Origin of the sequence: Noviherbaspirillum sp., assembly GCF_036846085.1 — a bacterium.
GTDB lineage: Bacteria > Pseudomonadota > Gammaproteobacteria > Burkholderiales > Burkholderiaceae_D > Noviherbaspirillum.
In genome coordinates, this window is record NZ_DAIUCO010000025.1 from 22,374 (window position 1) to 33,574 (window position 11,201).

Below are 11,201 nucleotides of genomic sequence, written 5' to 3' on the forward strand. Positions count from 1 at the left end.
TCCGTACTCTCACCTGCACCAAAATCTGATTCTCCCGATATCCCGAATCCCGCTACGTGAAAAGGAAAGCATGCCTGCATCATTCGAACTCGACACCCTCGCCCGCGAGATGAAGGCGGCACAGGATGACGTCCGCCAGATCGCGCCGCTGACATCGCGCCATCCCGACTTCGACCTCGTCTCCGCATACGCCCTCGCAGACCGGATGCATCAGGCCCGCGTGCGCGGCGGCGCCAAGCCCGTCGGACGCAAGATCGGCTTCACCAACCCCGACATGTGGTCGGTCTACGGCGTGCATGAGCCGATCTGGGCGCATGTGTACGACACCACGGTCGTGCACGTCGGCGACAAGCATGCGGCCTGCCGCATCGGCCGGTTCGCCGAACCGAAGATCGAACCGGAGATCGTTTTTCATTTCCACTCCGCGCCTCCGCCCGACGGCGACCTGGACGCCCTACTCGCCTGCATCGACTGGGTCGCACACGGCTTCGAGATCGTGCAATCGCACTTTCCCGGCTGGAAATTCAAGGCGGCCGATACCGTTGCCGACGGGGCGCTGCATGGAACGCTGCTGGTGGGCGAACCGCAGCCGGTCGATGCGCTCGGTCCGGATGTGATGCATGCACTCAAGCAGTTTTCACTCACGCTGTTTTGCAACGTCGACGTGTCCGAAACAGGCGTGGGCGCCAATGTACTGGGCGGCCCGCTGGCTGCGATTGCGCACCTCAATGCCGTACTGGCCAAGCAACCGCAGTTCCCGCCGTTGCAGGCCAACGAGCTGGTCACCACCGGCACCATCACCGCCGCGCGCGCCATCAAGCCGGGCGAGGTGTGGCGCACGGAGATCGACGGCATTGCGCTTCGCGGCCTGTCCGTCGAATTCACTTCCTGAGCAACCGGGGCAGAAATGGCAAGCCCGCTGCGGCATATTCCTGCCGCAGCGCGCGTGAACGGCTACACTCTGCACTTTGCATAGCCAGCCGCATTCCCGATGACATTTGCCTCCCTCGGTCTGATCGACCCGCTGCTCAACGCCCTTGAGGCCCTCGATTACAAAACACCCACGCCGGTGCAGGCACAGGCCATCCCGGCGATCCTGGCCGGACGCGACCTGATGGCAGCCGCGCAAACCGGCACCGGCAAGACAGCCGGCTTCGCGCTGCCGCTGCTGCAGCGGCTCACCATGGAAGGGCCGCAGGTCGCCAGCAATTCGGTGCGCGCCCTCGTGCTGGTACCGACGCGCGAACTTGCCGAACAGGTCCATGAAAGCTTCCGGGCCTATGGCCTGCATGTGCCCCTGCGCATGCATGTCGCCTACGGCGGCGTCAGCATCAATCCGCAGATGATGAAGCTGCGCAAGGGCCTCGATGTTCTGGTGGCGACGCCCGGTCGCCTGCTCGACCTGTACCGGCAGAATGCGGTCAAGTTCAACCAGCTCCAGACGCTGGTGCTGGACGAGGCGGACCGCATGCTCGACCTCGGGTTCTCCCGGGAGCTCGATGCAATCTTTGCCGTCCTGCCGAAACAGCGGCAGACGCTCCTGTTCTCCGCCACCTTTTCCGATGTGATCCGCTCACTGGCCGGCACACTGCTGTCGGACCCGGTCAGCATCGAAGTCAGCCCGCGCAACACGGCAGCGAAAAGCGTGAAGCAGTGGATCGTGCCGGTGGACAAGAAACGCAAGGCCGAACTCTTCATGCACCTGCTGAAGAAAAAGCGCTGGGGCCAGGTGCTGGTGTTCGTGAAGACCCGCAAGGGGGTCGATCAACTGGTCGACACGCTGCAGGCGCAAGGCATCGGCGCCGACTCGATCCATGGCGACAAACCGCAGCCCGCCCGCCTGCGCGCGCTCGACCGCTTCAAGGCCGGCGAGGTGCAGATCCTGGTCGCGACCGACGTGGCGGCACGCGGACTGGATATTGATGACCTGCCGCAGGTGGTCAACTTCGACCTGCCTACCGTCGCCGAGGATTACATCCACCGCATCGGCCGTACCGGCCGCGCCGGGGCGACGGGGGAAGCAATATCGCTCGTTGCCGCGGATGAAGTGCCGTTGCTGGCGGCGATCGAAACGCTGACACGCAAAACGCTGGCGCGTGTTGAAGAACGCGGCTTCGAACCGGAGCACCGGGTGCCCATGACCGATGCCGCCGGGCAGGTGCTGAAAAAACCAAAGAAACCGAAAAAGCAGAAATTCTGGCCGGCAAAGGGGCGCTAAACAATATTGCGCCTGGCCGGGCAACGGCTCAATGCCCGCCCAGGTACACGTACATGAACACGAACAGCGCCGCGATGATCCACACCATCACCGGCACTTCCCTGCCCCGCCCGGTCAGCAGCTTCAGGGCGGCATAGGAAATGAAGCCGAACGCGATGCCGTTCGCGATCGAGTAGGTGAATGGCATCAGCAGCGCGGTGACCACCGCCGGCACGCTCTCAGTCGAGTCTTCCCATGCCACGTCGGCCAGCTCGCGCAGCATCAGGCATGACACGTAGAACAGGGCCGGCGCGGTCGCGTAGGCGGGCACGGCGCCGGCCAGCGGCGCGATGAACAGGCAGGCGAGAAACAGGACGGCGACGGTGATGGCGGTCAGGCCGGTACGCCCGCCCGCCTGCACGCCGGCGGCGCTCTCGATGTAGGCAGTGGTGCTGGAGGTGCCGAGCATCGAACCGGCCACGATGGCGGTGCTGTCCGCCAGCAGGGCCTTGTTCAGGCGGTCCATCTTGCCGGTCTTCAGCAGCCCGGCGCGGTTCGCCACGCCCATCAGCGTGCCGGTGGCATCGAACAGTTCGACCAGGAAAAACACCAGCACCACGTTGAGGATACCGACCGACAGGGCAGCGGAAATATCCAGCTTCATCAGGGTCGGTGCGATCGACGGCGGCGCGGAGACGATGCCTGCGAACTTGTTGCCGGCCACCAGGAAGCTCATGATGGTGACGGCGACGATGCCGATCAGGATGGCGCCCTTCACCTTCAACCGGTCCAGCGCGACGATGATGAAGAAGCCGGCGATGGCCAGCAATGCCGGTGTCTGGTGCAGATCGCCGAGGGTCACCAGTGTCGCCGGGCTGGCGGTGACGATGCCGGCATTCTTGAGCGCGATGATGCCCAGGAAAAGCCCGATGCCGGCGGTGATCGCGGTGCGGATCGAATGTGGAATGCCATTGATGATCATTTCCCGGATGCGAAACAGGCTGATGGCGAGGAACAGGCAGCCGGAGATGAATACCGCGCCCAGCGCCGCCTCCCAGGTATAACCCATGCCCTTTACCACGCCATAGGCGAAGTAGGCGTTCAGGCCCATGCCGGGCGCAAGCGCGATCGGATAGTTCGCATACAAGCCCATCACCAGCGTGCCGATCGCCGCCGCCACGCAGGTGGCGACGAACACCGCGTCCTTCGGCATGCCGGCGTCGCCGAGGATGGAGGGATTGACGAAGATGATGTAGGCCATGGTCAGGAAGGTGGTGAGGCCGGCGAGCAGCTCGGTGCGCACATCGGTGCCCTGTTCCTTCAGTTTGAAAAACCGTTCCATCCATCCCATGGGTTAACTCCTTGTTGATTATTCTGCGGAAATCATGCGTGCCATATCCGGACTCACACCGAACGCGTCAGGCCGCCGTCCACCCGGATATTCTGACCGGTAATATACCCGGCATCGTCGGACAAAAGAAAGGCGGCGGTCTTGGCGATCTCTTCCGTGGTGGCCTGCCGCCCCATCGGGATCTGCGCGATAGTCGCCGCATCCTGGGCAATCGACTCGACATAGCCGGGCAGCAAATTATTGATGCGGATCTTCGATGCCGCCACCTGGTCGGCGTAAATCTTGGTGAAGGCCGCCAGCGCTGCGCGCAGGGTGGCCGAAATCGGAAAGCGCGCCGAGGGCTCGAATGCGGCAAAGGTCGAGATATTCACGATGGCACCGCCACCGTGCGCCAGCATCACCGGCGTGGTCAGCCGCATCATGCGCACGACATTCAACAGCAGCAGGTCCAGGCCGTCATGCCAGTCTTCATCGCTCAGCTCAAGCAAGGGCCCCTTCTTCGGATGGCCGGTATTGTTGATCACCGCGTCAATGCGGCCATAGCTCGCCATCGCCAGCGACACCAGGGTCTGCAGGTCATCCTCACTGTCGCTCGCGCCCTGGAACGCCGCACCACCCAGCTCCTTCGCCAGATCATGGATCTGCTCCGAACGCGACATCAGCACCAGCTTGTAATCCCGCGCAGCCAGCTCCCTTGCACAGGCGGCCCCGATGCCGCGCGAAGCGGCGGTGATCAACGCGACTTTCTGCATTTGCTGGCTCCTTTTGTTTACGTGTTTAACGATGGAAAGATCCTGCAACCGATTCCCTGCCGTGTTCAAGATGACTGGCTACTTTAATCTCATTGCATGCATCGGCACCATAGTATGGCAATGCCGCAATTGAGATGCCCGGATGCTGCCGCGTACAATACACGCATGAATATTCAACTTACTGACCTGGAACAGGCAATCAATTTCTGGCGTAACCGGCGTCCATCGACCGGCGAGGAGCGCGCGCTGTCGCGCGAGGTCGACACGCTGGCGACGCTGTATGCACTGATGATTTTTCACCGCGTTAAAACCCTCCCGGTCGAGCAGGTCGAAGAGGACGTACGCACGCTGATCGATGCCTGGCGGAAGGCATCCACTTAGGGATTGCTGGCATTGTCCGCTCGTACCTATGCAAATGAACGGCAGCCTTATCGTTCGGGACCAAATGGATTACAACGCCGCATTTACTTCGAGAAATATATTTTGTTGTCTTAACTGCAATTTGCTTTTACACTTGTTTCAGATAAACCGTGATGCACCGATTGTCCGTGTTTCACGGTTTTTTATTGTCCGTATAAGTCGGTCGACTGTGGAAAGGCTAGAGAGGATGCGGTATTTGGGTGAATGCTGTTCCATGCTTATCAGCCTTGGTCTTTGCTTACTGGCTTTGCGTGTCCGTTTAAGTATCAGTTAGGCATATTCATGCAGCCACTTGGGTACTTATATAAACGCGTTGCAGTGCGCCCGGACTGGTTAAAAGCCGGACAGGTAGAGGACATTTATGCACTGAGCGGATGCATTTCCGAGGATTTTGCCGATTACGTGAACTACTGGAGACACAACGGCTACTGGCTATTCAACTCGCCTGAAGTAATGGAGTCCTTGGCACGAGAGAATTCGATTTCGCTAGATGGCTTGAAGCTTTTCTATTATGAGGCGTTCGAGGAAGAGTTCGACGACACGATTGATCAATGGGTGTCGTATGAACCAGAAGCGTCATTCGAAACCGAAATTATAGAGCCGGTGGAGCGACACCTTGAAGGATTTGACGTTACAAATTTCACAGTACATACGTCTCCGGAGTGTTCACCGCTATCCTGTAATTCGCTCGCCGAGAACTTGCGGACAAATAAGCACTGCCTGTTCAATACCTTTGATGAAGCTAAATCGGCAATAGAGGAAGGGAAGTTCGAAAATGCTGGGGAGCCAGGTCCATATAGGATCATTGCGGTCTACACGGTCACGCGGCCTAACACGCAGTTTGACACCGACGCTGCGCGCGGGTCAACGTAGTCGTTAAATGATTAAAGGAAACACCATGGACGTACTCACTTGTGATTTGCCCAAGTCGAGCGCACTCCATAGCAACGTGAAATCAGCCTATTTCACGGATTCCTATAGCGCAGCTTTACGCAATCCTGAAGCAAGCATCATCAGCATTTTTTTCGCTGTCTTCGGCCATCATCCGAAGTGGATGAAGCTTGCGCTCGTTCTTAGAAACAAAGCTGTCGCGCCCTTTGGGCTTCGATCGGGAAAATCGTCTGATATATTTAATCCGCAAATCAAAGAACACTATATGGTCGGCGAAAAAATTGGACGATGGCCGATTTATCATCTGACTGACAATGAGCTTGTAGCAGGGCTAGACGATAAGCACTTGAATTTTCGGCTTTCAATTTTCAAGTCAACCGAAGGCGGCGGCACAAAGGTGATCGTGTCGACGGTATGTGATGTGCATAATATCTTCGGAAAGGTTTATCTATTTTTCGTTGTACCGTTCCATAAGTGGGGCGTGCGAAAAATCATCCAGAATGCAGTAATCCATGAACGGATATAGCGTGTACTCATTCAACTCTTCACTGAACCGGGACACCCAACAGAAAGAACGCCGCTTCGCGACGCGTGTTAGCCGCCAGTTAGAGCTCGGCGTTAGGCGTCCAACAATCTCAAGGGAGAGTCTATGAATTTGTTCGCCGAAATAATGCCATTTGTTGCTGCTGCGGGCCTTGCTCTATTCATCGGCGCGCTGTTAACAGAGGCGGTTGTGCTTGTCCCCATGTGGCGATCGTTGCAACCACAGGAATTTCTCGCACTACATGCGGCGCATGGCCATCGCCTGTACGCTTTTTTTGCGCCGCTTACTATATGCGCGACGGTTCTTGCGGTTGTAGCCGCAATTACATCTGTCGCCACAAACCGTCCACTCAGTTCGGCGTCGGTTGTCGCGGCCGCTCTCGCATTAGTTATTCTTTCAACCTACGGTCTGTACTTTCGGCGCGCCAACGCCAGCTTTGCCGAAGCGAGCATCGCGCACGAAGCTCTTCCCGCAGAGTTGGCGCGTTGGGCCTCGTGGCATTGGTTTCGCACGATAATCGGACTCGTCGCTCTCGCTTCGGCGTTGTTGGCATTGCGTGGTGGGACGAGCCTCTAGCAGACGGACTGGCCGCCTAGCTCTTCCATCAACCTGCCACCCAAAGAGCTGCGACCGTTATGCGCTGGCTATGTCAAACCCAAGGAGTACGAAGCGAAATGTCAGCGATTCTCGTAAGTGCTTATCTCTTCTTCATACCGTTTTTCTTTGCCATAGTGGCTGCGGCCGTTGCAAAGCCTCAGTGGACGTATGTTCCCTTTTGCCTTCTGCTCTTGGCCTGCTACGCAGGTGCAGTACTTATGGGACTGTCTGCCGCATTTGGGGCTCGCCACGCTAGCGGCAACGTATTACAAGAGCTTGGCATCATGGTATTCGGTGCACTTGGGGCTAGATGGCTGATTGGCCTGATGCTGCTTTTCATGGTTATCAAATCTCCCGATCGATCACAGTAAATTCCTTCATGTTCAAGGGTCATGAAAATGCCCGATCGGTAATCCCAGCAGCCAAACTGGTTACGCTCAATAAAAAGGACAATACCCGACACCATGACCACCACACTCACCGCCCTTACCGGATTCATCGCCTGGACGCTGTTCCTGCTGATTCTGATGGAAATCATTCGATCCGGACTGGTCATCAGGAAGACCGTCCAGGCCAACGCTTTCCGGCCAGACAATGCCAACCTTTCCCCGTTCATGCAGCGCCTTGCCCGGGCGCATGCGAACTGTCTTGAAGGCCTGCCTGTATTCGGCGGCATCATGCTGGTCGCGACGCTGTCAGGGAATGCGGCGATCACCGATCCGCTTGCTTATACGCTGCTGGGTGCGCGTATCGTGCAATCGCTGGTGCATCTTGCGTCGCTTTCGGTGATGGCCGTCAACATCCGGTTCATCGCCTTTGCAGTGCAGATCGGTATTGCGGTGTACTGGACGTTCCGATTGCTCACTCATTAAGCTTCCGGCAGCAATGCTTCCCGTTTCATCAAGCGGATGCCCCGCGCTCCTGCCAGGCTGAAAGGACTTATTCATCATGACAGCGGATATTCAAAGCACGGTGCCGGTACTGCCATCGCTGGACCTGCAGCAGACAGTGGACTTCTACACGAACAAGCTGGGCTTCAGGGAAGCAGGCCGCTATCCGGACTATGCCATCCTGGTGCGCGATGGCTGCGAGATTCATTTCTGGCCCTGCGATGACCGGCGTATTGCCGAAAACAGTTCCTGCTATATCAGAGGGAACACGCAAAGGCTGTACGAAGACTTCACATCGCGTGGCTTGGATATCAAGGAGCCGGCCGTGCGGCCCTGGGGAATGAAGGAACTGTATGTGATCGACCCGCACGGCAATCTGCTGAAATTCGGCGAGTCGACGTGAAGACAGTCTCCGCGATCTGCGCTGCAGCGACGTTGCGGCGCATCGGCAGGGGACCACGTTAGCTGGATTGGATATCGTCATTCCCAATTCATTGCACTCCGGAGGATGTGTATGCGGTATCGCCTTTCAATTGCTCAAGCGCTGTTCGCCATGCTGCTCGCGTTGTTTGCGCTTGCGGCGCATTCGTCTGTCGGCGTTATGGAAATCGAAGGCAAGGACGGCGACGGGCCGGTGACGCTGTTTTATCCCACCAGCAGCGACGCCGCCAGTATCCAGCGCGGGCCGTTCACCCTTCAGCTTGCAACCGACGGCATGCCGGTGCAAGGAAATGGGCGCCTGATCGTGATTTCGCATGGATCGGGTGGTTCACCTTGGCCATACACCGACCTGGCACGTGCCCTGGTCGAAAAAGGTTTCGTCGTGGCGATGCCGGAACATCGCGGCGACAACGACAAGGATGCCAGCACGCCGGGCCCGGAGAGCTGGAAACGGCGGCCCGCGGAAGTATCGCGGGCCATTGATGCGACAGGCCGGGACCCGCGTTTCGGCCGGCTTCTCAGGCTCGATAAAGTGGGGATGTACGGCATGTCGGCAGGCGGGCACACCGCCCTCACCCTGGCCGGTGGCCGGTGGTCGCCCTCGCAGCTGAGGCGGCACTGCGAAGCCCATCTGTCGGAGGATTTCAACGGCTGCGTCGGACTTGCCACCCGCCTCACAGGCGGCATGCTCGACGGACTGAAGAAGGCAATTTCCTTATCGGTCATCCGCCAGAAGCTCGATGACACCGCGTGGTACACCTACAGCGATCCACGCATCACGGCGGTCGTCGCAGGCGTCCCATTTGCCTCCGACTTCGATATGGCATCGCTTGCGGTTCCCCGGACGGCACTCGGCATCGTAACGGCCGGCGGAGACAAATGGCTGCGTCCCCAGTTTCACAGCACGCCGGTGCTTCGCGCATGTACCCGATGCGAGCTGGTCGCGGAGCTGGCGAACGGAGGACATGGCGCCTTGCTGTCGCCGCTGCCCGAGGCGTCGGGTCTGCTCCGGGAACTGCTTGCCGACCCGCCCGGCTTCGACCGAGCGATCCTGCCTGCGATCGACCAGAAGATCGTGCTGTTCTTTGAGAGGCATTTGTTGCCGTAGCGGTCATCGACCCGTGGAAGCCATCCTCCTCATCGGCATACAGGGCGCGGGCAAGAGCACTTTCTACCGCGAGCGCTTCTTCGATACGCATGTGCGCATCAGCCTGGACCTGCTTCGTACCCGCAACCGCGAGCGCCGCCTGCTGGCATTCTGCCTGGAGACCGGGCAACGCTTCGTCATCGACAAGACCAATACCACCATCGCCGAACGTGCCCGCTATATCGCGCCAGCACGTGCGACAGGGTTCAAGGTGATCGGCTATTTTTTCGAGCCCGATCCGAAAGGATCGATTGAGCGGAACCGACAAAGAACGCGACAGGTTCCCGCAGCGGGATTGTTCGGCACGCTGAAGCGACTGGAAAGGCCTGATCAAGCCGAGGGCTTCGATCAGCTTTACCGGGTGGTCCTTACGCCGGAGGGCGGCTTTGCCGTCTCCGATTATGCAACCGGATGAAGCCTTGCAAGGAAGATGACGTTCATGCGGCCAGATGCCGCGCCTGCCGCTGGGGTGCCGCTTGTCCGGTCGGCGGTGACTTCGTCCTGGTCGCCGGTTTGTTTACCTGTCCGGCATAGTCATTTGCCATCGCGGTGGTCACGGCATCCGCATCGACATCCCGGCCCCTCAGCCATTGCTTCACCAGCGCGGCCAGCTTTTCCAGCGCGATGCGATGGGTTGCATCGGTATTGGCAAACAGCCAGTCGGACAGCGCCATGAAATTGGCAAATGGCGCAGTGCCGAGGACGAGCGGCAAGGTATGCGCGAACCGGCCCGAGTTCGCAACCAGGTCCCAGTAACGGGCGAAGCGCACCAGCCGCTGCATGTCAGTGAAATCGATACGATCGGTGGCCAGGATGGTGTACGGCGGATAGGGATCGAACACCATGCGGTAGGGCTCGGTGTGGCGGATGATCGGCGTGCCGCGCAATCGCTTCAGGATGCCGAACTGGATCTCGTGCGGGCCGAGTGCGACCAGCCGGTCAAAGCCGCGTGCGAAGCTGGCGATGTCTTCGCCCGGCAGGCCGGCGATCAGGTCGACATGCAGGTGTGCATGGGAGTGTTCGCACAGCCAGCGGATATTGTCTGCGGCCTTGTCGTTGTTCTGCTTCCTGCTTACCAAGGTCTGCACTTCCGGATTGAAGCTCTGGATGCCGATCTCGAATTGCAGGCAGCCAGGCGGGAATTGTGCGATCGCTTCCTTGAGCGCGTCGGGCAGGTGATCCGGCACGACCTCGAAGTGGGCGAAAACCGGATCGTCCGGATGCGCGGCCAGCTTGTCGAGGAAGAATTGCATGATCTTCAGGCTGGACTTGATGTTCAGGTTGAAGGTGCGGTCGACGAACTTGAACAGCCGCGCGCCGCGCGCATGCAGCGCCTCCAGCGCGCCGAGGAAGGCGTCGAGGTCGAAGGGCCAGGCGGTCTTGTCGAGCGCCGACAGGCAGAATTCGCATTTGAACGGGCAGCCGCGCGACGCTTCCACGTAGAGCGTGCGATGCGCGATGTCTTCGTCGGTGTAGAGGCTGTAGGGCAGTGCCAGGTCGGCCAGCGGCGGTTGCGCGCCGGCATGGATTTTCATCAGCGGCTTCGGACCGTTCAGCACCTGCCGGCAAAGCTGCGGAAAGGTGACGTCGCCCCAGCCGGTGATCAGGTAGTCGGCGAGTTGCACGATGCGCTGCTCCTCCGGCTCGTGCGACACTTCCGGCCCGCCGAGGATGATGGTCACATCCGGCGCGACGCGCTTGAGCATCGCGACTACCCGGGTGGTCTCTTCCACGTTCCAGATGTAGACGCCGAAGCCGATGATGCGGGGCCGGTGCGCCAGCAGCTTTTCCACCACGTCGGTGGTTTTCGCGCCGATGACGAATTCCTGCAGGCGGGTCCGGTCCCGCAGGTCGCCCATGTTGGCGAGCAGGTAGCGCAGGCCGAGCGAAGCGTGGGTGTAGCGGGCGTTGAGGGTGGAGAGGATGATGGTCATGGGAAACGGCAAAGCGTGGCGCGAGCCTTATTTTACG

14 protein-coding genes are annotated in these 11,201 nt (G+C 59.4%); 11 read left to right on the plus strand and 3 right to left on the minus strand.

Annotated features, from left to right (window positions below; all coding sequences use genetic code 11):
* Positions 1 to 70: 70 nt before the first annotated feature.
* Together V7080_RS04945 and V7080_RS04950 are read left to right on the plus strand one after the other, a co-directional pair.
* Entirely contained in the window at positions 71 to 892 is an 822-nt protein-coding gene (locus tag V7080_RS04945; RefSeq protein ID WP_334187295.1) for a 2-keto-4-pentenoate hydratase, read from the plus strand.
* A gap of 99 nt (positions 893 to 991) precedes the next feature.
* Entirely contained in the window at positions 992 to 2,218 is a 1,227-nt protein-coding gene (locus V7080_RS04950; protein WP_334187296.1) for a DEAD/DEAH box helicase, read from the plus strand.
* Between the two features lie 28 nt (positions 2,219 to 2,246).
* Here V7080_RS04950 and V7080_RS04955 read toward each other — a convergent pair whose 3' ends face one another.
* Both V7080_RS04955 and V7080_RS04960 read right to left on the minus strand, forming a co-directional pair.
* On the minus strand, positions 2,247 to 3,548 hold the full coding sequence (locus V7080_RS04955; protein ID WP_334187297.1) for an NCS2 family permease: 1,302 nt from the start codon (positions 3,546 to 3,548) through the stop codon (positions 2,247 to 2,249).
* Between the two features lie 53 nt (positions 3,549 to 3,601).
* The gene (locus tag V7080_RS04960) at positions 3,602 to 4,300 is read right to left on the minus strand and encodes an SDR family oxidoreductase (RefSeq protein ID WP_334187298.1); all 699 of its coding nucleotides are present in this window, start codon (positions 4,298 to 4,300) and stop codon (positions 3,602 to 3,604) included.
* 165 nt (positions 4,301 to 4,465) lie between these two features.
* Between V7080_RS04960 and V7080_RS04965 the strand changes: the two genes are divergently transcribed.
* The 9 genes from V7080_RS04965 to V7080_RS05005 all read left to right on the plus strand — a co-directional run bounded on the left by V7080_RS04965 (position 4,466) and on the right by V7080_RS05005 (position 9,645).
* Positions 4,466 to 4,681 carry a DUF3717 domain-containing protein gene (locus tag V7080_RS04965; protein ID WP_334187299.1) on the plus strand — a complete coding sequence of 72 codons (216 nt, stop codon included), beginning with the start codon at positions 4,466 to 4,468 and terminating at the stop codon, positions 4,679 to 4,681.
* 243 nt (positions 4,682 to 4,924) lie between these two features.
* Entirely contained in the window at positions 4,925 to 5,593 is a 669-nt protein-coding gene (locus V7080_RS04970; protein ID WP_334187300.1) for a hypothetical protein, read from the plus strand.
* Between the two features lie 25 nt (positions 5,594 to 5,618).
* Positions 5,619 to 6,137 (plus strand): DUF2867 domain-containing protein, encoded by a 519-nt coding sequence (locus V7080_RS04975; protein WP_334187301.1) that lies wholly within the window; start codon positions 5,619 to 5,621, stop codon positions 6,135 to 6,137.
* A gap of 123 nt (positions 6,138 to 6,260) precedes the next feature.
* Positions 6,261 to 6,731: a hypothetical protein gene (locus tag V7080_RS04980; RefSeq protein ID WP_334187302.1), complete on the plus strand. Its 471-nt coding sequence runs from the start codon at positions 6,261 to 6,263 to the stop codon at positions 6,729 to 6,731.
* Between the two features lie 98 nt (positions 6,732 to 6,829).
* Positions 6,830 to 7,123, plus strand: coding sequence for a hypothetical protein (locus V7080_RS04985; protein ID WP_334187303.1), 294 nt, complete (start codon positions 6,830 to 6,832; stop codon positions 7,121 to 7,123).
* A gap of 93 nt (positions 7,124 to 7,216) precedes the next feature.
* Positions 7,217 to 7,624, plus strand: a complete 408-nt coding sequence (locus tag V7080_RS04990) for an MAPEG family protein (protein WP_334187304.1) — start codon at positions 7,217 to 7,219, stop codon at positions 7,622 to 7,624.
* A 76-nt stretch (positions 7,625 to 7,700) separates the two neighbouring features.
* Positions 7,701 to 8,045 carry a bleomycin resistance protein gene (locus tag V7080_RS04995; protein WP_334187305.1) on the plus strand — a complete coding sequence of 115 codons (345 nt, stop codon included), beginning with the start codon at positions 7,701 to 7,703 and terminating at the stop codon, positions 8,043 to 8,045.
* Between the two features lie 111 nt (positions 8,046 to 8,156).
* A complete protein-coding gene (locus V7080_RS05000) occupies positions 8,157 to 9,191 on the plus strand; it encodes an alpha/beta hydrolase family protein (RefSeq protein WP_334187306.1) in 1,035 nt (344 codons plus the stop codon).
* A gap of 13 nt (positions 9,192 to 9,204) precedes the next feature.
* The gene (locus V7080_RS05005) at positions 9,205 to 9,645 is read left to right on the plus strand and encodes an AAA family ATPase (RefSeq protein WP_334187307.1); all 441 of its coding nucleotides are present in this window, start codon (positions 9,205 to 9,207) and stop codon (positions 9,643 to 9,645) included.
* 22 nt (positions 9,646 to 9,667) lie between these two features.
* On the opposite strand, the gene V7080_RS05010 is transcribed toward V7080_RS05005, so the two are convergent.
* Positions 9,668 to 11,164, minus strand: coding sequence for a B12-binding domain-containing radical SAM protein (locus V7080_RS05010; RefSeq protein ID WP_334187308.1), 1,497 nt, complete (start codon positions 11,162 to 11,164; stop codon positions 9,668 to 9,670).
* Positions 11,165 to 11,201: the final 37 nt, after the last annotated feature.

Coding starts and splice junctions, on each gene's coding strand:
- V7080_RS04945 (WP_334187295.1), top strand. CDS start 71: ATGCCTGCATCATTCGAACTCGACACCCTCGCCCGCGAGATGAAGGCG.
- V7080_RS04950 (WP_334187296.1), top strand. CDS start 992: ATGACATTTGCCTCCCTCGGTCTGATCGACCCGCTGCTCAACGCCCTT.
- V7080_RS04955 (WP_334187297.1), bottom strand. CDS start 3,548: ATGGGATGGATGGAACGGTTTTTCAAACTGAAGGAACAGGGCACCGAT.
- V7080_RS04960 (WP_334187298.1), bottom strand. CDS start 4,300: ATGCAGAAAGTCGCGTTGATCACCGCCGCTTCGCGCGGCATCGGGGCC.
- V7080_RS04965 (WP_334187299.1), top strand. CDS start 4,466: ATGAATATTCAACTTACTGACCTGGAACAGGCAATCAATTTCTGGCGT.
- V7080_RS04970 (WP_334187300.1), top strand. CDS start 4,925: ATGCTGTTCCATGCTTATCAGCCTTGGTCTTTGCTTACTGGCTTTGCG.
- V7080_RS04975 (WP_334187301.1), top strand. CDS start 5,619: ATGGACGTACTCACTTGTGATTTGCCCAAGTCGAGCGCACTCCATAGC.
- V7080_RS04980 (WP_334187302.1), top strand. CDS start 6,261: ATGAATTTGTTCGCCGAAATAATGCCATTTGTTGCTGCTGCGGGCCTT.
- V7080_RS04985 (WP_334187303.1), top strand. CDS start 6,830: ATGTCAGCGATTCTCGTAAGTGCTTATCTCTTCTTCATACCGTTTTTC.
- V7080_RS04990 (WP_334187304.1), top strand. CDS start 7,217: ATGACCACCACACTCACCGCCCTTACCGGATTCATCGCCTGGACGCTG.
- V7080_RS04995 (WP_334187305.1), top strand. CDS start 7,701: ATGACAGCGGATATTCAAAGCACGGTGCCGGTACTGCCATCGCTGGAC.
- V7080_RS05000 (WP_334187306.1), top strand. CDS start 8,157: ATGCGGTATCGCCTTTCAATTGCTCAAGCGCTGTTCGCCATGCTGCTC.
- V7080_RS05010 (WP_334187308.1), bottom strand. CDS start 11,164: ATGACCATCATCCTCTCCACCCTCAACGCCCGCTACACCCACGCTTCG.